Source organism: Clostridium sp. JNZ J1-5 (assembly GCF_053901425.1).
Genome location: NZ_CM132773.1, coordinates 2,857,129 through 2,881,342, shown reverse-complemented (window position 1 = coordinate 2,881,342; position 24,214 = coordinate 2,857,129). Strand labels below are relative to the sequence as shown.

Below are 24,214 nucleotides of genomic sequence, written 5' to 3'. Positions count from 1 at the left end.
TTAACTTATATCTAACAAAGTTGTGAATTAAAGTAGCTTTATTGACTAATTTATAATACCTTTACCATTACTTTTTCTCAAACCCAACCATAATCTCATCCTGATAGAGCCCTACAGGTCTGCAGCAACTACATTCTATGGCATCTTCCAAACACTGTTTTGTAAATTCCACATATGATTTTTGGATTTCACTTACATGCAAAGATAAAGCTTCTTTTAAATTTTCTGCTATAACTTCTCTAATTTCGATATTCATCCTTTACCCTTTAGTAAGAGAGTATATTGTAAGTACCAAACTCTCGCTAAGACTTACCTTCTTTCCATATTATTTTCTGGGTATAACATATTGATAATTCGTCGTATAAGAATATTATAAAGTAACATACACTCAATTATGAATTACAAATAAAATACACCTATTTAATGGATGGGACTATTACTCCTAATGTAAATATGTTGACTACTGATATTGCCAGTAGAATAAATAATCCCGTTGAACCTCTACTCAATTCAGTATTATTAATATTAATTGAAATTATTAATATTAGCGTCCCACATATTATACCCTGTATTCCCAGTATTTTAGCTGTCTTGTCATGATTCTTAGCTATTGCTCTTCTTATACTGGAATTACAAAATGCACTTAGTTTCATTGAGAATTTAACTAATATTTTAGATATATTTGTTAATAAATTTATACTGTTCAATAGTATCACTACTGAAACTACTATAAATACTGCTTGCTCTACATCCACCATAAGCCTCCTAGTAAATAGCCACATATTTCCCTTGTGCAGCTTCAAGTAAGTTATCTTTAGTAATAAAAATTGCGTCGTATTGAGAATTAAAAGTCTTTTTTTCTAGATCAGAAAATTGTATTTTTGTAAACCTGACTTGTTCTTCTCGTACTTCAGGTGCCTCACCAATAATTCCAATGCCTAAAGCTCTACCAGCATAAGGATTTGTTTTTACAGATTGTGACTGTAGCTTATTACAAGATGTAAATATGCTAAGTGTTATAACCAATAAAAAATAACCTAGAATTCTCTTCATACTTAAAATTCCTCCTTAAAACCCACACTTCCATTTATATGATAATTGTAACATAATTTCCAATATGTTATATAAATATATAACTATTAGCTTTATATATTAAAATCAGATATAACCATCCACCCCATGGGTGATTGCGCTAATCACCTTATCCCCTCCATCGGTAAGCATTATATCATCCAATAATGTAATAAACTATTTTTCTAATTTTAACTCCATAAATTTTGCTCCATCAATTGGGTTATATACATATGGATCAATATCATAAAATCCTAATGACTTATATAAAGCTTGAGCATTTTTCATCATAGGAAGGGTATCAAGCCTAATATATTGATAATTTATTTTTAAAGCTTCTTGGATTACTATAGTAATAAGTTTTTTGCCAATTCCCAATCCTCTGTAACAATCACGGACGTATAGCCTTTTCATTTCACATATATCTTCTGAAATATTACGAAGAGCAATACATCCTGCTTCTTTACCATCAACTAATGCTAATATTAAAACTCCACGTGGTTGTCCATACTTACCTGGCAATGTGTTAAGTTCTTCTTCAAAGTTTTGAAAAGAAAGGTCTACTTTCAAAGAGTGGACATATTCTAAAAAAAGCTGTTTAATTTTCTCTATCATATCTTGTCCAGTTACATATCTAAACTCAACAATATGTTCTTTGTTATTAACTATAACTTTCATAAGCTATCCCCCACGTATGTACTATTCTTATAAGTATTATATAATATTTGATTCACATGATTTTACCTTCATACACCTTATATGCATAACATTGCTACATATTTATATAACTTGAAATCCACATTCCCTTATCCATTCCATATCCCGTACCCGTTCACCTCAGGTGTGATTGTGATGTTATTGATTTACTAGGTAGTTTTTTATTCAAAAACCCTATTATTTTATCATAGTCTCTATTATCAAAATAAAGGCTATAATAAAATCCACTTCCTGAATAAGAAACCTGTACATTTTTATCCTTATTTATATGAACTTTCTGTACCTTATCCCAAGAAATAAGTCGTGCACCTCGAAATATAGACGAAAATCCTCTTTCAGTTATGCCAGTTCTGAAATAGCTAATTGCATATAAAATTTCACCTAAGGCTCCTAATAAATAATGCATTTTTACCCTTCCATATGCATAGGTAATATAAAAGATAACCCCAACACCTATTAAAAAAAATATTTTTTCAATAAAGCCCTTTCTTGTTTTTATCACTAACTCTTTTAAAATCTTAAATTCTTTAAAGATAATGCTAGTAAATAAAACAGCTACAATCCAATTAATCATCTCCCGATATTCCTCCTAATCTAGTATATATACTTAATTTTTTCTATTTCCATTTTTATCAAAATTCTTTTTTAATGCACTTTCAACAGGGAAAATAGATGCAATTAAAATAATGGTTTGCGTGGTCACTAATACTGTCTCAATAATTCCCCGAACATCATCATCAAAGGTAAATACTAAGGCACTAGCAATAATGGTGATAATTAACATTACAAGGCCTAATTTTATCCACAATCTTCCGCAATATTGATGTGCAAATTCCCAGGTTTCTTTGTTTTTCATTGACATTGAAGTTCTATAACCATAAATTCCATTGATATTTTTGGGCCCGTGTTTTCTAAATACTATTCCAAAAAATAACATAGTAACTGGAATCATCAAATTAATAACAAATATAAATATTTTGAATCCCATATACTCCTCCACATTATATAATAATTACTCTAAGCAAGATTTCACATAATCAACTGGTACATCCATTCTAATAGCAGTTTCTTCAATTGATAAACCTCTGTTTAAAAATCGTCTGACAACCATAATCATATTTTCTCCAACTTCAATGATATGTTTATCAGGGTCATAGAAACGAACAACACGCTGCCCCCAAGAATGTTCTACCATCGGATGTACATAGTTAATATCTTCCACACCATTAATTTTTTGAATAAAACCATCAAAATCATCTTCTTCAAAATATAACTCTGCTTCGTTTCCTCCAAAAACAATTTCACTATCTTGTTTATGAATAAAAGCAGACCAAGAATCTTTTGTCTGCAATGCAATACCACCTGTTAAAGTTACATTCTCTCCAAAATCTACAACAACTTTTAAACCAAGCACTTCATAGTAAAACAACTTTGATTTTTCCATATTAGAAACAACTATCAATGTATTTAAAAATTTCATTGTACTCCTCTCCTAAAGCCTATATTTTTACTTATATGATAATTATAACATTATCTCCAATACAGTATATAAATAATTCATTTTCTTAATTTAAAATACTAAAAATAGAAGGTATACAATTCTCCGTTAAATTATATACCTTCTATTTTTAGTTCTTTATTTTATGGTTATCAAGACAACCTGTTTAAGTTCTAAATATTACGTCCTCTCTGCTGAACATATATCTTGCAAAAGATATACAAACTACAATATAAACTAGTATCCATCCGAAAGTTATTAGTATATGACTAGTGTTAAATATTCCTGCTAAAAACTCTTTAATTAGACATACAGAATTTGCTATTGGTATATGAAAATATATCATATCTATATTTTTAGCATCCTGCATATAAGTTATATAAACTGGAATCAAAGCTATTATATTTAAAGGTGCAAGATATGTTTGAGCTTCTTTAAAGGATCTTGCATATATGCTTATAGCAAGTTCTAAAGCTCCAAAAGTTAAAGTTATTAGTATTACCATGAAGAAAATTAATACTATTCCCTTGGTGCCTATGCTTGTAAGCATACTCGAACTCATCTCCATGCCCATAGCGCTTTCACCACTTTGAGAGAACGCAATTACCATACCTATCATAGAAGCTAAAGTAGTTAATAATCCAATCAGGGATATAGCTCCAAACTTACCCCATAGCAGAGACATTCTTCCTGCTTGTGTAGTTAAAAGTGGTTCTAGTGTTCCTCTTTCCTTTTCTCCTGCTCCAAGGTCAACAGCTGGCCCCATAGGTCCTGTTATACTGTAGATTACAAGGAAAAGCGGCAATATCATTGAAAGCATCATCTTTCCAAAGCTCTCTTCTTCTTTTTCTGTAGTCTTATAACTTATTTGTATAGGATTTAAAATTGAATTCTTTATTCCTCTTTGCTCAAGTCTAGTAGCTACTATTTGTTTGCTGTATTCTTGAATATAATTTTCTATTTTGCTCTGTGCCATAGAAGATTGCTGACTTGAGTTATCATAAATTATCTTTATAGGAGCATCCTTTTCTTCTTTAATTAAATTATCTATATTATCTGGTACTTCTAATGCTAAAAGAAGCTTTCCTTCCTTTACATCTTCCTCTGGATTTTTAGAATCAGTAATTTGTATTTTATCCATCTTCTTTACGAAACCTATAAAGTTAGAATTTGATCCGCCTTTTATAGAAACCTTAAAGTTTTCCTCTACTTTTTTTACATTGCTTGTAGCTGATTTTCCTATAGCAAAGAAAATAATCGGGAAAAGAATTAAAGGTATTAGGATACTTACTAATAAAGTCTTTCTATCTCTAAAAAGATCTTTTATTTCTTTTTTAAATACTACACTAGCTTTATTCATGCTTTTCACCTACCAAATCCATAAAAATACTTTCCATGTCATCGTTTTTATATTTAGCTTTAAGTGATTCTACTGTCCCTTCTTCTATAACTCTACCTTTATGAATTATTATTATTCTGTCACATAGCTTTTCCACTTCTATCATACTATGACTTGAAAATACTATAGCCTTATTTTCCTCTTTACACTTTAATATAAAGTCTTGAACAATTTTACTAGCACTAACATCAAGTCCTATAGTCGGCTCGTCGAATAGCATTACTGAAGGCTTGTGCACTATAGATCTTGCTATAGCTACCTTTTGCTTCATTCCTCTAGAAAACTTGCCAACTTTTCTATCTATAAATTCTTCCATTTGAAGCATTTTTGTAAGATACTCTACGCTTTCTTTAGCTTCATTATCATTCATTCCATTTAAATTTGCAAAGTACATTATATTTTCTCTAGCTGTAAGTCTATCATAAAGACCTACCTCTCCTCCAAATAAAATACCTATTTCCCCTCTTACTTTATGAGGTTCCTTCTTTATACTATGACCTGCTACTATACAATCTCCATCTGTTGGCTTTAACATTGTAGCTATCATTCTAAGTGTTGTTGTCTTTCCTGCACCATTTTCCCCTAAAAGTCCAAGTACTTCCCCTTTTTGTACTGAAAAGTTTATATGGTCAACGGCTTGAACTTTTTTAAATTCTTTTGTAAGGTTTATAACCTCTACCATGGTACCCCTCCTTAATTTTTATATATTCTATTTCGAATAAATGTTAGCTTTTTCATTAAATTGAAACTCTTCTTGTTAACTTATTTACTATATTTTCTTGTTGCAATCATATATATTGATATTTGAATTATCCATAAAATCGCAATAACAATAGGCATTATTATTGGAACACTAGTAACAGCAGATAGTACCAGCATTAATACCATTGCCCCAGAATAAACTAACTGCATCCCCCTAAAACTTTTGTAACTTGAACTATAGGCTATCCATTTTTCTCCTTCATCTAGCTTATCAAAATACTTTTTATCTGAATTATTTTCAAACATATTAAGTTTCTTATCTGGATAATACCCATTGTAGCATTTAATGGAAAGTATTTGTAGTAAATTTGTAACTACTATGATCACCGCAGTTATTGTTATATAGACTTTTTTATCACCAGTAAAATTTTTGCTTACCATAATGGTTAAAATAGAAAGTCCTAAAATAACTGCCACGGTACTAAGATGAATGGCTAAGTCAATTTTTCTATCTATTTTTAAAGGAAGTTCTTCTAAATCTGTAGTTTTAAATTTACTCTTTAGGAATATTAATATCACAGATACTATAAGAGTTAAAATAATTTCTATACCTAAAAGTACTCTAAATAAATAAACATATATATTTCCGCCTAAGTTTAAATTGATGCAAAAATTATTTCCACTAAAAAAACCTACAAGCCCTCCAAATAGTCCAGATATTATAATTATTATAATAAAATTTTTATACTTCTTCATCTTCGTTGTCCTCCTCCAAATAGAAAACCTCCTCTACATTTACTTTAAGAACTTTAGCTATTTTTAAAGCTAATAGTATAGAGGGGGAATAATCTCCTCTTTCAATGAGGCTTATAGTCTGCCTGGAAGCTCCAATTAACTTTCCCAATTCTCCTTGGCTTAGATTATGTCTTGCTCTAAGCTCTTTAACTCTATTTCTTAACTCCAAGTAGCCTTCCTCCTTCCACATGTTACCATTGTATATTATATCTGTCATATTGTCAATTATATTTGTCATTTAGATAATTTTAGTTGTCATTTTGACTATTTATATTTGCAAGAATATTGGAGGAAAATTAAATTTGTATATTTAATCATGATAAATTTTATCACTTAAGTTTTTAATCCTTTTAGATACTTTGTAAATTGTGTAACCGAATATTGTAATTAGGCCAACCAATAATAATTTAATAATATTCATTCCAGAGTGTTTTCCATAAACTGGATTGAGCGTAAAATTTAAAAATGCAGGCACCTCACATGCTGCTACTATCTTCAAAGTTTTTAAATATCCCCTATATTTTTCAATTTTAGAGTTGTTGTCTGTATAAATATCCTGAATATCTGCCTTTTCTTTTTCTATTCTAAAATAGTGCCAACCTGCAAATTGGCCTACATGTTCCCAGCCGGCATCTTCAAATATATTTAAATACTCATCTATATCAGTATTTTTAGTTGATTTGTAGTCTATTTTATAAATGTATTTCTTTGGCTCTCCTACCTGAAATACATAATAAAGTAGGTTATACCTTACAAAATGTAGTCCCTGTTTTGATAGCTTTTCAAGCCATCTTTCTTCTTTTTCATCTTCCCATCCAAAAAAAATACCAGGTAATCTTTTATATTTTTTAATCATTCTCAACCCCCCCAATTTTATTAACTACTTCTTTACTGCACTCTACCAAGTCTGAAAGTCTTCTATACTCTTGGATAACTACTTCTTTCCCTATATCAGTTAACACGTAGGTTTTTCTTCTATCATCCTCTAAACTTTTACTTTTCGCTCTAACTATCAGCTCTTCTTTTAAAAGCTTATTTATTGCACCATAAAGAGTTCCTGGTCCTATTTTTACCTTTCCTTTGCTTATCTCTTCCACATTTTGCATTATGCCATATCCATGCAATGGTTCAATTAATGATATTAATATATAATAGGTTGACTCCGTTAATGGAAGATATTTTCTAGCATGATCTTGAATCTTCAAAATGAAAACCCCCTTTTAGTATAGTAACAAGATACTATATGGATTAGTTTTATATCGTTGCACGATATATCATGCAACGATATATTAAACTACTATTTACCAATAGTCAACTATATCTAAGGTAAAAATTTCGACAAACACAATAGAATAGTTTATAATTAACCTGAAAACCCCTTGACATATTGCTAATTAATTTTTATCATATTAATTATAATTCAATAGTTTATGACTATGATGAGGAATAGTAGAAATTAATCTTTTTTAAAGAGAGGGAGCCATTGGTGAGAGGCATCTAAAAGGATAATTTTGAACCAGCCTTTGAGTTCTGTACCGAAATAATAGTAGGCTACAGCGGTTTTTACCGTTATTAAGATGAGTGAATATATTTATATATATTAACTAGGGTGGTACCACCGGAAGCCGGTCCCTTTTTGGGATTAGGGCTTTTTTATTTTGTGAAATATTAGAAAAATGCTGAGCACTTTTCTACTTTACTAGTCGCTACTCTCTAATCACTAGGTTGTAGCAATAAGAGTTAGTTTCTAAGTTATAAGGGTTTAACCACTATATTAATGCTAACTCTGTATTTCAGCGATTTCCTCTAATTTTTTAGAGATTAGCCACTAGAGACTAGCGATTTCTTTTAATCTTAAACCTTGAAGATTACTACCTAAAATAATAAGGAGGAAATTAAAATGGGAAAACAGAAAAAATTTGTTGAAGCTATAACTGCAATGGATGTAGATTTTGCTCAATGGTATACTGACATTGTAAAAAAGGCTGAACTTGTTGACTATTCAAGCGTTAGGGGATGTATGATAATTCGTCCTTATGGATACGCCATCTGGGAAAATATTCAAAAATATCTTGATACAAAATTCAAAGAAACAGGACATGAAAATGTATATATGCCAATGTTCATACCTGAAGGTTTACTTCAAAAAGAAAAAGATCACGTTGAAGGCTTTGCCCCAGAAGTTGCTTGGGTAACTCACGGTGGAACTGAAGAACTTGCTGAAAGACTATGCGTTCGTCCAACTTCTGAAACATTATTCTGTGATCACTATGCAAAAATAATTCAATCTTATAATGATCTTCCAAAAAAATATAATCAATGGTGTTCTGTTGTAAGATGGGAAAAAACAACTCGTCCATTCTTAAGAACAACTGAATTCCTATGGCAAGAAGGTCATACTGCACATGCAACTGCCGAAGAATCAGAAAAAGAAACTATAGATATGCTAAACGTATATGCAGACTTCTGTGAAAATGTTTTAGCTATACCTGTTGTAAAAGGGCAAAAAACAGAAAAAGAAAAATTTGCTGGTGCAAAGGCAACTTACACAATAGAAAGCCTAATGCATGATGGTAAAGCACTTCAAAGTGGTACTTCCCACAATTTTGGAGATAATTTTGCAAAGGCATTTGAAATTCAATATACTGATAAAAACAGTCAACTTCAATATGTTCATCAAACTTCTTGGGGTATGACTACTAGAATTATAGGAGCAATTATAATGGTACATGGTGATGACAGCGGCCTTAAGCTTCCACCAAAAATAGCTCCAACTCAAGTTATAATTGTACCAATTGCTCAACACAAAGAGGGAGTTTTAGATAAGGCTAACGAACTTAAAGCTAAAATCTCTAAATTTGCTAGAGTTAATCTCGATTCTAGTGATAAGATGCCAGGCTGGAAGTTTAATGAATACGAAATGAAAGGTATTCCAGTTCGTCTTGAAGTAGGACCAAAGGATATTGAAAACAACCAAGTTGTACTTGTTAGAAGAGATACAAGAGAAAAGCTTATTGTTTCTATGGATGATCTTGAAACTGCTATACCAAAACTTTTAGATGACATACATAACTCAATGTATGAGCATGCTAAAAACCATAGAGAAGAAAAAACTTATACTGCAGCTACCTTAGAAGAGTTTAAAGAAATAGCAGATGATAAACCTGGTTTTATAAAAGCTATGTGGTGTGGAGATAAGGCTTGTGAAGAAAAATTAAAAGAAGTTATAGGTGTAACTTCTAGATGTATTCCTTTTGAACAAGAAAAAATCTCTGATAAATGTATCTGCTGTGGAAAAGAAGCAAAACACATGGTTTACTGGGGAAAAGCTTATTAATTTTGATCCACAATATAAGTATAGTGCAGCAAAATAGCGGCATGTAAGATTACTTGGCTAACGCATATATGTATCATTGAGAAACCTTAAGTACTACTAGTTATTCCTTCAAAGTTTCTTCAATTGACACATATATGCTAGCCAGTAATCTTACATGCCTTAATTAGTTGCACCTAGTAATTACTATAGTAAATACTGAAATGACTTCAAAAATCAAAATGATAATTTTGCATGGCGTAGCCACACTGTAAATTCACTAAGTATATATTGTTAAAGATAGCTAAAAAACTACCTTTTTTTAACAAAACACTTTCTTGATTTAAAATAAATAACTGTCGAAAATACTATACCGATTAAAGACGCAATTATATCATTATTATCCCATGACCCCAACTTGAAAACAACATGCATATATTCTATTAGTGAAAAAAACATAATATTGAGTGCATTGATTAACCATATAAACATCAGTTTATTGATTGAATCGATACCTTTTAAAAAAGGTACTATATAGAATATACCCATTAAAGTAAAAAGGAAACTGGGTATAAGATTTGGTGTAGTTTCTGCAAATAGAGTAATATATTGATTATCTAATTTATACAAGTTCTCTCTAAAAACATATATCAGCATGAACATACTATATATTGCAATTATAATTTTATTTAATTTTTTATATGGCTTGCTGCTAAAAAATTTATTATTTATCTTACCCAATTTTAAATTATTAATTGCTATCACCTCACATATTTATTTCACCTTATATTACTATTATTAATTAACTTATTTTTTAATTATATCATATTATTTACAAATAATTACAATCACCATAAAAACACTTGCAGTTCTACTGTTTACTCCACGCTTAAAGTTGAATACCTGAAAATACTAGTATAACTTCAACAGGCTTCGCCTAAAACCCTGACACCCTATCGTGTTAAGCGCTTTGCGCTTTTTTAATAAGTCAATTAATATAATACTTACACTGTCCATTAAATTAACTATAGTCTAAATAGTCATTACTATTACAGTTGTTAATATATGTTTTGTATAAGCAATAGCGGCCTTGATTTACCCAATTTAAGGTGCTGAAAGTAAGAGGGTGTATAATTCATTAAGAGAATTTTGAGCAAGTCTTAGAAGTTCTTAGTTTGTGAATTTGAAAATTACCGTAATTCCCACCCAGGACGGGTGGGAGCCAGACCTGCATCAGGACGATGCATAGGGCTGGGTAGGGAATTTTTAAAGTCACAAACTTAGAACTTCTTAACGCAGATAAGATTCTCTGTTGAATTATACACCCTCGGTTTTTAGCACCTTACTCTGTAGCTACCAAGGCCGCCATTTTTTTGCACTATACTTATGTTATTCAGTATAAAACTATTGTTTTATTTTTATAGTTTCACCTTTTTTAAATGCAATATGTCCTCCTGCATAAGGTTCTCCATCTACTGTTAGCAATACTTCTTTTGAATTATAATAGTTGCCTACAGTATATGCTACTGCTTCTACCTTTCTGGCTTCTACTTCACTTCCTGCATTCATTTCATTTACAAATTCCTTAGAAAGGTCTATATATGCTATATTATTGTCTAAGTTTATTCCAATTTTATTGATTTTAGTATTCTTACTAAATGCAGGTATTAACTCTTTATTTTCAGGTGATTTTAGATACTTTTCAAAACTTTCATTTACATCCTGATTAGTATTTAATTTTATATCTCTATTAACACCTGCTGTAATAAACTCTGTTGGTTCTGATTTAATATAATAAAACTTAACATTTTGAGTTAATGGAGTATTCCCTTTTATCTCTTTTATCTCTGTTATTACTTTAAAATCAGGATTTTTGCTATCTTCATATACTGTTTTAACATGCCCCATATCTTTTACATAATAGTCCCATGTGACATGCTCCTTTCCTTCTGTTTTTATTTCCAGAGCCTTTAAATCACCAATAGGTGTTTTTATGACTTTATCTAAAGCTGTAATACTTCTTTTATATCCGTTTGGTATAGTCCAACTAGTTCCAACCTTTATAGGTGATTTTATTAGTATTTCCTTTTTAAAATCACTAGGAGAATCAATGTAATTAGTTTTATGATAAATTTCCCCATTTGAATTTAACAAAGTTACTGCATCATCAGTTCTTTCCACTATATTAATTGATGTTGTACCTCCAGTTATAATTCTTAACTGAACTTTGTTGTCTTTAATATAATCTACGTATACATCTTTTGCTGCATACTCATTTCCTTCTCCAGCAAATTTGTATTCTATATTTTCTTTAATTGGATAATAATCTGATATATTAATTTTTATTTCAGGATCACTCTTTACTTGAACATTACTAGTATTTTGTTGATTATTTTCCACCTTACTATTCTTATCACTACAAGAAGTAAAAAGTGCTATTGGTAATATGATTGCTAACAATAATTTCTTCATGTTATATTTTGCCCCTTCCATATTTTATTTATCATGTTACTATTAATTTTAGGGTTCCTCTTAATTTAAATTTACTGTATATATCTATTGTATCATACATCTGTAATAATGTTTATTCCTGCCTTAATCTTAGATTTAGTTTCAAAATTATAGTTATATTTTTATAGAATATTAAATTACAATTCTAATAATAAATATAACCTATTAAGCTACAGTTGTTATGTTAAATTTAGAATTATTTTCGATATAATACGAAATCAACAATCTCTTAAAACACAGCCATTTTATTAAAAATTAAAAGGTATATAATTTATTAGAGAACTTTAAACAAGTTGTAAAAGTTATAAAATTCTCTTGAAAATTATATACCTTAGATTTTAGTAATTTATTTATATATACATGAAAACTGTAAATTTCATCATGAAATACTATGTTCTATATTTTAAAATTTTGTACCATCTTAGTAAGCTGTTCTGCAAGCTCCGCTTGATTTTGAGCTGCTTTTGCTACTTCTTCAACAGCTAAAGTTGTTTCATTTATACTAGTTAATATCTCTTGTGAGCTAGCTGCTGATTCCTCTGAGGTTGCAGATACATTTTGAATAGCACCACTTACTTGTTCAATAGTTTCAGACATTAGCTTTGTTGCAGATGCAATTTCTTCAGAAATATTGCTTAAAAATTCAGCGTCTTTTTCATAATTTACAGCTGTTTCAACAAGTAGTTCATAGTCAGGATTTACATTGTTATCAATGAAGTTTAAAATATCCTTTGCATTCTCTGATAGATTATTAAAGGCTGTTTGAACTTGTACTATTACATTTTGAATATTTGACACAGTTGAAGCTGATTCTTCTGCAAGCTTTCTAACTTCTTCTGCAACTACTGCAAATCCTCTTCCATGCTCTCCAGCTCTAGCCGCCTCTATAGCTGCATTTAAAGCTAGTAAATTAGTTTGATCTGCAATACTTCCTATGGCTTCAGCCATTACTTTAACTTTTTCAACTACTTTTCCTTCATCTATGGCTTTAGATATATTCTCATATTTTTCAGTATATATTCTCCTTGATACTTCTGCTGACTTAACTCCTCTATCTTTAACTGCAAGGGCACGTTTTTGTATTTCTTTAGAGGATTCATTTCCCTCTTCTGCTTTATTAGAAAGATCTAAAATAGCTCCTGTTATCTCCTCTGTAGATGCATTCACTTCTTCTGTTGTTGCGCTTAAACCTTCAATTCCAGTGGCTATCTGTTTTGTAGATTCATTTACATTCTCCATTTTTGATGATATTTCTTCTGTTGTAGCAGAGAGTTCTTCACTAGTACTGCTTATATTTTCTGAACTAGTAATTATTTGAGATATTAGATTTTTTATATTTTCAATAGACTTATTTAAAGCTTTAACAACTTTTCCTATTTCATCATTAGTATCTATATTAATTGTTTTAGTTAAATCTCCTTCTCCAAGTACTTCAGTAAATGCTAAAATCTCATTTAATTGTTTTGATATCATTTTAGATATAATAATTCCCAATAAAATTGCAATAAATAATCCCAATACAATTATAATTATTATCATATTTATTGAAGACTTATATGCAGACATACTCCCTTCATAATTGCTAACAGCTAATTTATTATTTAGTTCAATTGACTTATCAAGAACTGTAAACATATCTGTTCTTATTTTAGATACATTTACAAAAGCTGCATCTGCCTCTGCATACTTTCCTCCCTTAACAAGATCTATTAATTTTTTGCGAGAAGTTCTATAGTCGTTAAGCAATTTTTCAAATTCACCAAATATTTCTTTATCCTCATTAGTAGTAATGGTTTTTTTATATTCCTCTATAATTTTTGTATCTTCATTTGTTAATTTTTCTATATCATTTTCAATAGTTTGGATATTAGCTTTGTTATCTTGATCAAGAATAAGCAAAATATTAGCACGAATTTGTACAAGATTAGTCTTTAATTTATTAATGCTATCTATTCCTACTAAGTTAACTTCATATATAGAGGTGACATTTGAATTTATCTTTTTCATATTTATTACCCCTATACTTCCAACTATGCCTATAAACAGTGAAACAATGATAAAAGAAATTATTAATTTTTGAGCAATTTTTAAATTTTTGAACCACTTCATATATGTTCCTCCAATATCATAATTTATTTTAACTTAATATTCGATACATTTCTTCATAATTTATTATAATATGACAAAACATATACTTCAAATAAAAACTTTGACTATCAAACCTTATTATGTTAAAAAATGATAAACTTAACCGGAACACTCTTCTTAAAATAGGCTATTAGCTTAATAAAGCTATACATCTACTTACAATAAATAAAGAAAGAGAGATAATTCCTTGTCGAATTATATCCCTTCTACATCTTTAACTTTATTTTTTTAATTAAATACAATCATTTTCATACTATAATATATTTTTTTCATGATTTAGCAGCCACTCTTTCCTATGTAGCCCTCCAGCATATCCTGTTAATTTACCATTGCTTCCAATTACTCTATGACATGGTACAACTATTGATATTTTATTTTTACCATTAGTCGTTCCAACAGCTCTTACTGCCTTCTCATTTCCTACTGCAATAGCTATATCTTTGTAGGATACCACCTGTCCATAAGGAATCTTTGTAAGTTCATTCCATACTCTATTTTGAAAATCAGTACCTTCAAAATAAAGCTTTAAATTAAATTCCTTTCTTTTTCCTTTAAAATACTCATCTATTTGAGTATATGCTTCTTTTAGAATTTCTGGCATTTCCACAGTTTCGCCTTCCTTATCTACAAAATATATAGATAGAACAGCATCCTCTGAACTTGTTATTTCTACTATTCCTATTTCTGATTTATAATAAGCCTTATATTCTTTTCTCATACAAAAACCTCTTCTATTATTAATATTTTTAACTATACACTATTCACAAACTGTTTTATTTCTTCCCCTATTTTTAGCTTTATATAAGTTTTGATCAGCCTTTCTTATGAGATCATTTAAACTTTTTTCATAATCATTCATAAAACTTATGCCAAAACTTGCAGTTAATTTAATATTTTTACCTTCAAATTTAAATGTTCTATTTTCTATACTTCTTCTCATTCTTTCTGCAATATAAAAGGCTGTATGTCCATCTGTATTGTTAAGTACTATTAAAAATTCTTCTCCACCGTATCGTGCTATCCAATCCTGACCTTTTCTTATTACTTTAGAAATTATCTTAGCAAATTCTTTTAATATATAATCTCCAGCTAGATGTCCATATAAATCGTTTACTTTCTTAAAAAAATCAATGTCTACCATTACCACAGACAAAGGTGTTCCTTCTACTTGGTTTACATAAATGTCATTAGGAAGCTTTTCATCAATATACCTTTTATTATATATGCCTGTCAATTCATCCTTGGTAATATTATCATTTAACTTTCTAATTTCTTCATTTATTTCATTTACACTTTTCTTCTCTAGGTTACATATAATTCCCGAACTTGTTATATCTTTTATAATTTCCAATACATATTTTTTATTTTCCAATTCTAGAGGAGATGCAATAACTAGAAACATTTTATCTTTATTATACTCAACTTTCATAAACGTGTCATCTTTTAAATAAGCTCTTATGGCAATACAATTATTACAGGCTTTTTCTTTTAACCAAAAATCATGACAATGATGTGCATAAGAATTATGTTCCATATCACCATAAGTAATTATCTCTTTTGTAATAGGATCTACAACTCTCATTTCATCATAAAATCCTTTTAGTCTAGATAAAACTTTTATTAATTCTTCAATGTCTTTCATATGCCATCTCTCCTAATTAATTCTAATTACATCTTAGATTAATTTTTAATCATTATTAACAAATTATCACTATAGTTTATTATATCATAAAAAATTCTTATTTGTTAATCTTTGTAGATTTATGTACTTATTTCTGTAAATTTTTTAGGTTAGTAATTTGCAAAAAGAACACCATTATCTTTTAAATAAATAGTGTTCTCCTATAGAATTAATAAAATTACCATGACTAATTAATTTTTAAGCGCGAGAGCCTCCGATTTTTAATGCCTCAGTTACAGTTTTATTATTTTGAATAAGTTTGAACAAAGGATATCCTATTACAGTCACCACTACAAATTCTCCTGCCGCAACTTGCAATGATGTTAATAAAAATGGAAGTTTAGATAAAAAATATAATTCTCCTCCTATTATGAATCCATTAAACAATGTAGGCCATAAGGTAGCCACAAATAAATTTTTAGATTTACTAATCATGTATACACTAAAAAAAGTTGCTGTACTTCCTACAATTACATCTACAATTCCAAGAGGGCTAAATAGGTTTGAAATAACACAGCCAAGAACTAATCCTGGAATATATAATGGATCAACAAAGGCAAGTAAAGTCATAACTTCTGAAAGTCTAAATTGAATAGGTCCATAGCTGATTGGTGCAATAGCTACAGTTAAAACTGCATAAACCGCTGCAACTAAAGCTATTTTTACTAACTTGTTTATTTTATTATCTTTCATTATTTTTCTCCTTTCTAAAAATATTATTTCTTAATGAATAAGTGGCTGTATATTTTGTTTGCACTCTATTCTTCCAGTAGTAAATTACCAAGAAAACACTTTAGTATTTAAACCAAAATAAAAAACTGCCTTGAAAACAAGGCAGTTTTTGCAATCAAAACAAAACTATACTCAAATTATTTTGAGCACAGCTAGTTAGTACGTTCGGATTGTGTGTTTGCCTTAGTTTTATTTATCGACAGGAGGCTCGCGAACTGTCTTTAAACAATTTATCATAATACTAAAAAAAGTTCAAGTTATAATTTTTACCTATCTCTTTTCTATTACTATAAGTAAAGGCGGATTATTTATTTGATTCATAAATTCCATTCTAACTACATTATATTCTTTTTGATTTAATGTAGTTACAAACTTTTCTATTATAGTCTTTTCTTCTTTGCCGCTTTCATGACCATGGTATATTACTAAAAGTACTACTCCATTTTTCTTTAATAGACATAGTGATTTTTGTATAGCAACTATGGTGGTTTCTGCTTTTGTAGCAATTTCATGGGAAGCACTTGGAAGATATCCTAAATTAAACATAACTAACTTTACTTTCTCACTTACGTATTTATCTATATTTTCATGTCCATCATGTATTAAATATACTCCATTGATTATATTGCTTTTCATCAACTTATCATTAGTATTTTTTATTGCCATTTCCTGAATATCAAAGGAATATATTTTACCACTATCTCCTACTAAATTAGCTAAAAATATCGTATCGTTCCCATTTCCCATGGTTGCATCTACTGCTATATCTCCATTTTCAAGCTTTTTTAAAGCTATTTCTTTAGCTAAGTTCATAGCATTTGTTAAATAGTTTTTTTCCATAATGATCTCTTCCTCATAATACATATTTCAACAAAATAAAAAAAGCACCCTATTAAGGTGTATTTTGGAGCGGGTAAGGGGAATCGAACCCCTGTGTTCAGCTTGGAAGGCTGACGTTCTACCATTGAACCATACCCGCTTATTGAATTTTATTGGTGGGTCTAAATGGACTCGAACCATCGACCTCACGCTTATCAGGCGTGCGCTCTAACCAGCTGAGCTATAGACCCATAAAACATTAAATTGTCTCAAAGACAAGTGTTATTTTAACATAAATTGAATTAGCATAATTTTTTTTGATTCTTATTGCCATAATTTATATATACCGTTCTTTATTTTTCTTTTTTATACTAAAAAATTCTTATAAAGATACACTGGGGTAAGTTTTCTTCGACTTTTCAAAAAAACCGGCTGTTTTTAACACTTCACCGGTTTTAATTGTTGGATTTTTCAGTTTATTCTTCATGCACCTTTTATTTCACTCTCTCTACTCTTCAAAAATCTTAACATACTTTCTTTTTGTTCACCTGAAGCAAAGCATACTCCTACTGCATCTCTTTCAATTTGTAAAGCTATGTCTATATCTGTTTCTATACCTATAGTCATTACAGTTTTAGCATACTTTATAGCAATTTGTCCTTTTGATGCTATCTTTCTTGCCATTCTCATTGCTTCCTTCATTAAATTTTCTTTAGATACAACCTTTTCCACAAGCCCTATTCTTTCTGCTTCTTTAGCATTTATAATTTCTCCAGTATATATTAATTGTTTAGCTTTTCCCCTTCCAGTTAATCTAGTAAGTCTTTGAGTGCCTCCAAAGCCTGGAATCATACCAAAATCCACTTCAGGATGGCCAAATCTAGCTCCTTCTTCTGCTATTCTAATATCGCAACTCATAGCAAGTTCACATCCACATCCTAAAGCAAATCCACTAATTGCTGCGATTACAGGTTTTTCGAAAACTTCTATTTTTCTTAATATATCTTGACCTTTTTTTGTAAACATCCTTCCTTCTTCTGAAGAATAGTTTATTATTTCGGATATATCTGCCCCTGCTGAAAAATCTTTTCCATTCCCCGTAATTAACAGAACATTTATGTTATCGTTTTCCATTATATTATCAATAGCCGTTTCTATTTCTTCTAAAACATAAGTATTTATAGCATTTAAAACTTTTGGTCTATTAATGCTAATTACAGCTACATTTGATTCTTGTTTAAATAAAATATTTTTAAAGTTCAACTCTATTCCCCCTTAAATATATACACTACATAGACCTTTTTATCCCATAATTATTAATTATAGTACTTTATGTATTCTACTAGCAAGAACCATGCTAAAATAAAACCTAGTATTTTCAAGGGTTGTAGCAGGAGGCTAAAATATTTTTGACAAAAAAAGATACACTTTACTGACACTTTACTGAACATCATTGATTTTACTTGCATTGAGCAGTGTATCAATTTGTTAAATTATGAACAAACAGTGACACTTTTACAATACTAATCTACAATATCACCAATAAACAGTCATTTATTATTTTTATCTAAAGGTAATTTAAAATTTTACGATAAATATTAGGTATACACTTTTTATTGATAAAGAGGATTCTTTATTTCAGGTAAAGTTTTTTCTTAACCTGAAGCTTAGAAGCCCTTATCTAGGGACGTAGCATCCGTTATCTCCCACTTAAGCAGACATCACTTAATTTATAATTTGGTGATGGTCGCTTACTCATTCGAGGAACGAGAAGGAGTTTCCTTCTTATGATGAGAGTATTACGGATGGTAGTCATCAGATAAATAAAGGTTGGTGGGTTTATGAACATTGATGATTCAAAAAAAATTGAACAGTTTATGCAATTTCAAATGGTTACTGAAATGTTTAAACAAGCTGCTAGTGACTCTCCTGCTTTTCAATTAGTAATGGAAAGTCTTTTAAATGCAGTATCAGATAGCGAAGGAAATATAGATTTAGATAAGCTTGGCCTCAGTCAGACAGATTTAAATAAACTTGGTTATGCCGGCGGAGAAAGAATCACTAATATATATAATGACGTAAAAACTTCAATTGATTCTGGAAATACAAGTATAGAAAAAGCTGTGGAAATGGCTTCTAGAAAATATGGTATAGATAGAGATCTTATTATGGCTGTAATTAAACAAGAATCTGATTTTGATCCTTACTCTACTTCCCATGCTGGAGCTCAAGGTCTTATGCAGCTTATGCCTGAAAACTCAAGAGATCTTGGAGTTACTAATCCTTATGATATAAATCAAAACATAGATGGTGGATCAAGATATCTAAGAGATATGCTAGATATGTATGGTAATTCAAAACAACTAGCTCTTGCTGCATACAATGCAGGGCCTGGTACTCTCAGAAGAAGAGGAGTAGATACCATAGAAGAAATTTCTAAGCTCCCTTACGAAACAAGGGATTACGTAAAAAAAGTAATGAAATATTACGGAAAATAAATATAGTACGACAAAATGGCGGCCTTGATAACTACAGAGTAAGGTGCTAAAAATCGAAGGTGTATAATCCAACATGAATTATACACCTTCTTACTTTTAGTACCTTAAAATTGGTAAATCAAGGCCGCTATTACTTATACAATACATATATTAGCAACTGTAATAGTAGTAACTATTTAGACTATAGTTAATTTAATGATAAATGTAAGAATTATATCAATTGGCTTATTAAAAAAGCGCAGGGCGCTTTAACCCGATTAGGGTGCCAGGGTTTTAGGCGTAGCTTTTTGAATTTATGCTAGTACATCCTGATTACAATTAATTAAGGTATATAAGAAGAATCCTAGACTTCAGAGGAGATTTGCAACTCCAAGTGAAGTTTATTAAAAGAATTATTAGGAGTTTTACTCCTTAGAAATAGTTATCTAGTATGTATAACTATTAAAAAAACAGTTTTGAAAAATATCAACATGCTACCGCATTTATTTATAGTAATTTTTTAAGTTATACTCAATAATACTTACTCAGTAACTTTACAGTGTAGCTACGCCAGGCAAAATTATCATTTTGCTTTTTGAAGTCCTCATAATATTTACTATAGTACTTTTAATTTGCAACTAATTAAGGCATGTAAGATTACTGGCTAGCATATATGTATCAATTGAAGGTTTCTCAATGATACATATATGCGTTAGCCAAGTAATCTTACATGCCGCTATTTTGTTGCACTTTAATTATATTGTTACAAATACTATGCAAAATATGTTTTTGGAATATATTGACATTATTTTTTTCATGTTATATTATTAATAGTGTATAAGTTCCCAATTTAAGTATCTAATGCATATTTATATAAACGTTTTCTTTGTTATTTTTATTATATTTTATTATTTTTTATTAAATTGTAATTATTTAGATATTATTTATTTTGAATTTTCATTGTATTTACATTAAATGATGATAAAATAGTTTTATATATTAAAATACTGCAATGTTTTAGGAAGTGTTTTATAGTGAGTAAATCTAATGAAATACGCAATCATAATTTATTAGTTTTAACTTTAGTATGGATTTTATATGCAATTAATATAATATTAAATTTGACTTCAGCTGGAATTCCTCTTTCAAATGGACCTGTTGAATTTATTCTATTATTTAGCATATCTTTTTTGGCATTTAATCAAAAATGGGCCAAGTATATTATGTATATAATAGTTACTTTTATATTTGTCTACTTATTTGTATTGATAAATACTCATACTTATCTAATAACATATACCTTTGTTTGGATTATTCTTATTATATGTTCTATTTATAAAAATTACAAAATTATATTGCTAGGAAGTTTTTATTCTATAATTTTTACTATTTACTCTTTTTCTAAATTTAGATTTAGAATTTTTTCATACTTACCATCTGTATATGTAAAGTACTTTATTATATATGGTATATTTATAACAATATTCCTTCTTATATATACTAGATATACTGAAATACTTATTAATAGAGCAGAAAGCAGTAGTGAAAAGCTTAAAAACATTTTAGATAGTGTGGATATATTTACCTGGACCTGGGATAAAAATTCTAATTCTGCATCTTTCTCCAATGAAACTGAAAAAAAATTCAATTTACCTGATAAAAGTTCTTTTTTAGATATTGATATATTTCAGAATTCCATATATCCTGAAGATATTATTATTACAAAAGATGCTGTTAAGTCACTTAAAACAGGTGAATCTAAAACAGTTGAATATAGAGTTATTGATAAGAAGGGACAGGTCAGGTGGATTCAAAATAGAATTATACCAATTAAAGATGAAAATGATGATTTAATCAGAGTAGATGGTGTTGTAATAGATATTACAGATAGAAAATCAGCTGAAGAAAAAATAAATTACCTTGCATATCATGATGGATTAACAGGGCTTCCAAATCGTCATTTATTTAATAGACATTTATCGGGAGCTATATTCAGAAGTAAAATAGATAATAAAAATTTGGCTATTTTATTTATTGATATGGATGATTTTAAAAAGATTAATGATAATTATGGACATGATGTAGGAGATGTAGTTATTAGAAATTTTTCAAGGCGCCTAAAAGAAGCTGTTGGCGAAGAAACTATGATATGTCGTATGGGTGGAGATGAATTTATTGTCTTATTAGAAGATATGCCAAAAGAAAAAGTTAACCTGGAAATAAAAAATATAAAAGAAGCTCTAAAAAATCCTATAATAATTAATAATAATAATATTTTCATTAATGCAAGTATTGGAATTAGTTTCTTTCCAGATGACGGTAAGACCATCAAAGAATTAATTAAAGCTGCTGATAATCATATGTACTTTTATAAGAGACAAAAACCTGGAAATTGTGATTTAATAAACAAGGTTCAGTAGTAAAATTTGCTACTGAACTTTATTTTAATTATATTATTATTTTTATTTTAAACAATTTAATCCATTGCTTCTTCCTTATGAATCTTTCTATATTTAACCATAAGCTCTGAAAAAAGGTCTGCTGAGGATGGCGGAGTATATGTAATCGCATTTGCTCCAGCCTCTATAGTTTCCTTTATAGTTTCATCAGTAGGTCCTCCTGTAGCTATTATAGGTATATTAGGATATTGTTCTCTAATTCCTCTAACTATTTCAGTTGTCCTTTTAGCTCCTGAAACATTTAGTATATCTGCTCCCGCATTTATTCTAGATTGTATGTCTTCATATTCAGAAACCACTGTAACTACTACAGGTATATCTATAGTTTGTCTAACTTGTTCCAATACATAATTAGGTGTAGGGTTATTCAGTACTACTCCTATAGCTCCTTTGAATTCCGCATCTAAAGCTAAGTTGACTACTCTTTTGCCAGTAGTTACTCCTCCACCTACGCCACAGAATACTGGCACATCTGCCGACATAACTAAAGCCGCTGTTATAAGTGGCTGCGGGGTAAATGGATATACTGCCATTATAGCATCTGCATTAGAATTTCTTATTACTGCAACATCAGTACTAAAAACCAGTGATTTTATCCTCTTCCCTAAAACAATTATGCCACTGGCATCTCTTATAACGTGAGGGACTTTAATCATATGGCTTCTTAGATTTCCATTTATTTCTGGTGCTTGTTTCTTCATATCCTTCTCTCCTTGTCCCATTGAAAATTTTACTTATAATGTCCAGTTAGAGTTTGTCCATACATTCTACTCGATAAAGTTTATGATAACTCTTCACATAATTTTAAACAATACATTTATAAAATTTTAACAATATATATGTTTATCATATGATTTATAAATTTATTTTATCATAAAATTCTCAATTATTCTTTAGCAAAATTATACTATCAATAAATAGTATGTAAACTAAAATAAGATTAAAAATCTTATTTTATAAATTTAAATTTTTAATAATTTGAGCCGTCAATATTAATTGCTATATTAACGGCTCTAGTTTTATAACTATTTAATTGTTATTTTTCCTTTTAAGTGTGGAGTGTTTGTTAATTCTTTTGCAGTTGAATAAAATTCATAATCATAATTTCCTTTCTCTAAAGGAATACCATCCAACCCTAATTCATAGATTTCACTTTCAGCTTGCATTAAAGTTTTTTCACAAATTGCCATTGTAAATTTTTTATCCTCTGACCAAGTGTAAATTAATTTTCCTTCTTTATAAAATTTTGCGTCAAATTTTTGTCCACTTGTATAAGTTAGTTTAACAGGTTTTTCGTTTTGATTTTTAACTTCTACTACAAGTTTTTTACTATCTAAATCTTTAACTTCATATTTTAATGGAAAATACGCAATCCCTTGATTATCATTTGGATTATTATTTTTAACTTTACCAATAGTTAAGGTTCCCTTCTTATGTGGAAGATCTTTTAACTCATTAGCTACTAAATAAAATTCATAACTATATTCTCCAGTTTTTAACCCTGTAGAATTTAAATCGATATTATATTCTAGCTTTTCATTTGCTCCTATCTCTTTCTTGACTATCATTTCTCCAAAGGCCTTATCTTTAGAATATCTATAAACTTCCTTACCTGATTTAAATACTATGAATTCATATTCTTGAGTACTTCCAAAAGTTAAGTTAAATTTTGCTTTTAGCGGATTGGTTACTGTAACTTTTAAATTATCTTTACCTTTCTGCTGAGTAACTTTATAAATTTTACTATAGTTATTACCTGCATTTTCTTCAACTTCTTTTCCATTACCTATATTATACTGTTTTTCAGCAGTACATCCAATCATTCCAAAAGCCATTGCAATAGTTACTATTAATAGTGCTACCTTCTTTCTTTTCATAATAATTTTTCTCTC

The 24,214-nt window shown here is 29.3% G+C and carries 25 protein-coding genes, 2 tRNA genes and 1 other annotated feature; of the genes, 3 read left to right on the top strand and 24 right to left on the bottom strand.

Going from position 1 to position 24,214, the window contains the following annotated elements; translation table 11 throughout:
* Window positions 1-67 precede the first annotated feature (67 nt).
* The 13 genes from ACWW38_RS13890 to ACWW38_RS13830 all read right to left on the bottom strand — a co-directional run bounded on the left by ACWW38_RS13890 (window position 68) and on the right by ACWW38_RS13830 (window position 7,381).
* Complete coding sequence (locus ACWW38_RS13890; protein ID WP_456258120.1) at window positions 68-256, bottom strand: hypothetical protein; 189 nt, start codon at window positions 254-256, stop codon at window positions 68-70.
* 160 nt (window positions 257-416) lie between these two features.
* The gene (locus ACWW38_RS13885) at window positions 417-755 is read right to left on the bottom strand and encodes a hypothetical protein (RefSeq protein WP_456258119.1); all 339 of its coding nucleotides are present in this window, start codon (window positions 753-755) and stop codon (window positions 417-419) included.
* A 10-nt stretch (window positions 756-765) separates the two neighbouring features.
* Window positions 766-1,053, bottom strand: a complete 288-nt coding sequence (locus tag ACWW38_RS13880) for a hypothetical protein (protein ID WP_456258118.1) — start codon at window positions 1,051-1,053, stop codon at window positions 766-768.
* A gap of 195 nt (window positions 1,054-1,248) precedes the next feature.
* Window positions 1,249-1,749, bottom strand: coding sequence for a GNAT family N-acetyltransferase (locus ACWW38_RS13875; RefSeq protein ID WP_456258117.1), 501 nt, complete (start codon window positions 1,747-1,749; stop codon window positions 1,249-1,251).
* A 154-nt stretch (window positions 1,750-1,903) separates the two neighbouring features.
* Window positions 1,904-2,362, bottom strand: a complete 459-nt coding sequence (locus ACWW38_RS13870) for a hypothetical protein (protein WP_456258116.1) — start codon at window positions 2,360-2,362, stop codon at window positions 1,904-1,906.
* A gap of 33 nt (window positions 2,363-2,395) precedes the next feature.
* Window positions 2,396-2,776, bottom strand: coding sequence for an SdpI family protein (locus tag ACWW38_RS13865; protein ID WP_456258115.1), 381 nt, complete (start codon window positions 2,774-2,776; stop codon window positions 2,396-2,398).
* Window positions 2,777-2,800: 24 nt separating this feature from the next.
* A complete protein-coding gene (locus ACWW38_RS13860; RefSeq protein ID WP_456258114.1) occupies window positions 2,801-3,268 on the bottom strand; it encodes a VOC family protein in 468 nt (155 codons plus the stop codon).
* A gap of 184 nt (window positions 3,269-3,452) precedes the next feature.
* Window positions 3,453-4,646 (bottom strand): ABC transporter permease subunit, encoded by a 1,194-nt coding sequence (locus tag ACWW38_RS13855; RefSeq protein ID WP_456258113.1) that lies wholly within the window; start codon window positions 4,644-4,646, stop codon window positions 3,453-3,455.
* On the bottom strand, window positions 4,639-5,367 hold the full coding sequence (locus ACWW38_RS13850; protein WP_456258112.1) for an ABC transporter ATP-binding protein: 729 nt from the start codon (window positions 5,365-5,367) through the stop codon (window positions 4,639-4,641). The genes ACWW38_RS13855 and ACWW38_RS13850 overlap by 8 nt, the downstream gene beginning before the upstream one ends.
* A gap of 80 nt (window positions 5,368-5,447) precedes the next feature.
* Window positions 5,448-6,143 carry a DUF3169 family protein gene (locus ACWW38_RS13845; protein ID WP_456258111.1) on the bottom strand — a complete coding sequence of 232 codons (696 nt, stop codon included), beginning with the start codon at window positions 6,141-6,143 and terminating at the stop codon, window positions 5,448-5,450.
* Complete coding sequence (locus ACWW38_RS13840; RefSeq protein WP_456258110.1) at window positions 6,130-6,351, bottom strand: helix-turn-helix transcriptional regulator; 222 nt, start codon at window positions 6,349-6,351, stop codon at window positions 6,130-6,132. The genes ACWW38_RS13845 and ACWW38_RS13840 overlap by 14 nt, the downstream gene beginning before the upstream one ends.
* A gap of 141 nt (window positions 6,352-6,492) precedes the next feature.
* Window positions 6,493-7,038, bottom strand: coding sequence for a DUF2812 domain-containing protein (locus tag ACWW38_RS13835; RefSeq protein ID WP_456258109.1), 546 nt, complete (start codon window positions 7,036-7,038; stop codon window positions 6,493-6,495).
* Window positions 7,031-7,381 carry a PadR family transcriptional regulator gene (locus tag ACWW38_RS13830; protein WP_456260467.1) on the bottom strand — a complete coding sequence of 117 codons (351 nt, stop codon included), beginning with the start codon at window positions 7,379-7,381 and terminating at the stop codon, window positions 7,031-7,033. The genes ACWW38_RS13835 and ACWW38_RS13830 overlap by 8 nt, the downstream gene beginning before the upstream one ends.
* Window positions 7,382-7,609: 228 nt before the next feature.
* Window positions 7,610-7,819 (top strand) — a binding site (T-box leader).
* A gap of 263 nt (window positions 7,820-8,082) precedes the next feature.
* Between ACWW38_RS13830 and proS the strand changes: the two genes are divergently transcribed.
* Window positions 8,083-9,519 carry a proline--tRNA ligase gene (proS, locus tag ACWW38_RS13825; RefSeq protein WP_456258108.1) on the top strand — a complete coding sequence of 479 codons (1,437 nt, stop codon included), beginning with the start codon at window positions 8,083-8,085 and terminating at the stop codon, window positions 9,517-9,519.
* 1,380 nt (window positions 9,520-10,899) lie between these two features.
* Here proS and ACWW38_RS13820 read toward each other — a convergent pair.
* From ACWW38_RS13820 to ACWW38_RS13780, 9 genes are all read right to left on the bottom strand, one after another.
* Window positions 10,900-11,967 (bottom strand): GerMN domain-containing protein, encoded by a 1,068-nt coding sequence (locus ACWW38_RS13820; protein ID WP_456258107.1) that lies wholly within the window; start codon window positions 11,965-11,967, stop codon window positions 10,900-10,902.
* A gap of 435 nt (window positions 11,968-12,402) precedes the next feature.
* Window positions 12,403-14,115: a methyl-accepting chemotaxis protein gene (locus ACWW38_RS13815; protein WP_456258106.1), complete on the bottom strand. Its 1,713-nt coding sequence runs from the start codon at window positions 14,113-14,115 to the stop codon at window positions 12,403-12,405.
* A gap of 292 nt (window positions 14,116-14,407) precedes the next feature.
* Entirely contained in the window at window positions 14,408-14,872 is a 465-nt protein-coding gene (locus tag ACWW38_RS13810) for a methylated-DNA--[protein]-cysteine S-methyltransferase (RefSeq protein ID WP_456258105.1), read from the bottom strand.
* A 39-nt stretch (window positions 14,873-14,911) separates the two neighbouring features.
* Window positions 14,912-15,796: a GGDEF domain-containing protein gene (locus ACWW38_RS13805; RefSeq protein ID WP_456258104.1), complete on the bottom strand. Its 885-nt coding sequence runs from the start codon at window positions 15,794-15,796 to the stop codon at window positions 14,912-14,914.
* Window positions 15,797-16,033: 237 nt separating this feature from the next.
* Window positions 16,034-16,528 carry a QueT transporter family protein gene (locus ACWW38_RS13800; protein WP_456258103.1) on the bottom strand — a complete coding sequence of 165 codons (495 nt, stop codon included), beginning with the start codon at window positions 16,526-16,528 and terminating at the stop codon, window positions 16,034-16,036.
* Between the two features lie 309 nt (window positions 16,529-16,837).
* Entirely contained in the window at window positions 16,838-17,407 is a 570-nt protein-coding gene (locus tag ACWW38_RS13795; RefSeq protein ID WP_456258102.1) for a class I SAM-dependent methyltransferase, read from the bottom strand.
* A 65-nt stretch (window positions 17,408-17,472) separates the two neighbouring features.
* Window positions 17,473-17,546: transfer RNA gene (locus tag ACWW38_RS13790), tRNA-Gly, on the bottom strand.
* Window positions 17,547-17,560: 14 nt separating this feature from the next.
* Window positions 17,561-17,637: transfer RNA gene (locus ACWW38_RS13785), tRNA-Ile, on the bottom strand.
* Between the two features lie 232 nt (window positions 17,638-17,869).
* Complete coding sequence (locus tag ACWW38_RS13780) at window positions 17,870-18,649, bottom strand: enoyl-CoA hydratase-related protein (RefSeq protein WP_456258101.1); 780 nt, start codon at window positions 18,647-18,649, stop codon at window positions 17,870-17,872.
* Window positions 18,650-19,227: 578 nt separating this feature from the next.
* Here ACWW38_RS13780 and ACWW38_RS13775 point away from each other — a divergent pair.
* On the top strand, window positions 19,228-19,884 hold the full coding sequence (locus ACWW38_RS13775) for a lytic transglycosylase domain-containing protein (RefSeq protein WP_456258100.1): 657 nt from the start codon (window positions 19,228-19,230) through the stop codon (window positions 19,882-19,884).
* A gap of 1,013 nt (window positions 19,885-20,897) precedes the next feature.
* Window positions 20,898-22,283: a diguanylate cyclase domain-containing protein gene (locus ACWW38_RS13770; protein ID WP_456258099.1), complete on the top strand. Its 1,386-nt coding sequence runs from the start codon at window positions 20,898-20,900 to the stop codon at window positions 22,281-22,283.
* 56 nt (window positions 22,284-22,339) lie between these two features.
* On the opposite strand, the gene ACWW38_RS13765 is transcribed toward ACWW38_RS13770, so the two are convergent.
* Both ACWW38_RS13765 and ACWW38_RS13760 read right to left on the bottom strand, forming a co-directional pair.
* Window positions 22,340-23,023, bottom strand: a complete 684-nt coding sequence (locus ACWW38_RS13765; protein WP_456258098.1) for a hydrolase — start codon at window positions 23,021-23,023, stop codon at window positions 22,340-22,342.
* Between the two features lie 324 nt (window positions 23,024-23,347).
* Window positions 23,348-24,199, bottom strand: coding sequence for a BsuPI-related putative proteinase inhibitor (locus ACWW38_RS13760; RefSeq protein ID WP_456258097.1), 852 nt, complete (start codon window positions 24,197-24,199; stop codon window positions 23,348-23,350).
* Between the last annotated feature and the right edge of the window lie 15 nt (window positions 24,200-24,214).

Bases quoted from the DNA above. Each gene is read 5' to 3' on its own strand.
- ACWW38_RS13860 (WP_456258114.1), bottom strand. From the start codon at position 3,268: ATGAAATTTTTAAATACATTGATAGTTGTTTCTAATATGGAAAAATCA.
- ACWW38_RS13875 (WP_456258117.1), bottom strand. From the start codon at position 1,749: ATGAAAGTTATAGTTAATAACAAAGAACATATTGTTGAGTTTAGATAT.
- ACWW38_RS13815 (WP_456258106.1), bottom strand. From the start codon at position 14,115: ATGAAGTGGTTCAAAAATTTAAAAATTGCTCAAAAATTAATAATTTCT.
- ACWW38_RS13835 (WP_456258109.1), bottom strand. From the start codon at position 7,038: ATGATTAAAAAATATAAAAGATTACCTGGTATTTTTTTTGGATGGGAA.
- ACWW38_RS13845 (WP_456258111.1), bottom strand. From the start codon at position 6,143: ATGAAGAAGTATAAAAATTTTATTATAATAATTATAATATCTGGACTA.
- ACWW38_RS13800 (WP_456258103.1), bottom strand. From the start codon at position 16,528: ATGAAAGATAATAAAATAAACAAGTTAGTAAAAATAGCTTTAGTTGCA.
- ACWW38_RS13855 (WP_456258113.1), bottom strand. From the start codon at position 4,646: ATGAATAAAGCTAGTGTAGTATTTAAAAAAGAAATAAAAGATCTTTTT.
- ACWW38_RS13870 (WP_456258116.1), bottom strand. From the start codon at position 2,362: ATGATTAATTGGATTGTAGCTGTTTTATTTACTAGCATTATCTTTAAA.
- ACWW38_RS13890 (WP_456258120.1), bottom strand. From the start codon at position 256: ATGAATATCGAAATTAGAGAAGTTATAGCAGAAAATTTAAAAGAAGCT.
- ACWW38_RS13865 (WP_456258115.1), bottom strand. From the start codon at position 2,776: ATGGGATTCAAAATATTTATATTTGTTATTAATTTGATGATTCCAGTT.
- ACWW38_RS13880 (WP_456258118.1), bottom strand. From the start codon at position 1,053: ATGAAGAGAATTCTAGGTTATTTTTTATTGGTTATAACACTTAGCATA.
- proS (WP_456258108.1), top strand. From the start codon at position 8,083: ATGGGAAAACAGAAAAAATTTGTTGAAGCTATAACTGCAATGGATGTA.
- ACWW38_RS13805 (WP_456258104.1), bottom strand. From the start codon at position 15,796: ATGAAAGACATTGAAGAATTAATAAAAGTTTTATCTAGACTAAAAGGA.
- ACWW38_RS13760 (WP_456258097.1), bottom strand. From the start codon at position 24,199: ATGAAAAGAAAGAAGGTAGCACTATTAATAGTAACTATTGCAATGGCT.
- ACWW38_RS13795 (WP_456258102.1), bottom strand. From the start codon at position 17,407: ATGGAAAAAAACTATTTAACAAATGCTATGAACTTAGCTAAAGAAATA.
- ACWW38_RS13765 (WP_456258098.1), bottom strand. From the start codon at position 23,023: ATGAAGAAACAAGCACCAGAAATAAATGGAAATCTAAGAAGCCATATG.
- ACWW38_RS13775 (WP_456258100.1), top strand. From the start codon at position 19,228: ATGAACATTGATGATTCAAAAAAAATTGAACAGTTTATGCAATTTCAA.
- ACWW38_RS13810 (WP_456258105.1), bottom strand. From the start codon at position 14,872: ATGAGAAAAGAATATAAGGCTTATTATAAATCAGAAATAGGAATAGTA.
- ACWW38_RS13850 (WP_456258112.1), bottom strand. From the start codon at position 5,367: ATGGTAGAGGTTATAAACCTTACAAAAGAATTTAAAAAAGTTCAAGCC.
- ACWW38_RS13820 (WP_456258107.1), bottom strand. From the start codon at position 11,967: ATGAAGAAATTATTGTTAGCAATCATATTACCAATAGCACTTTTTACT.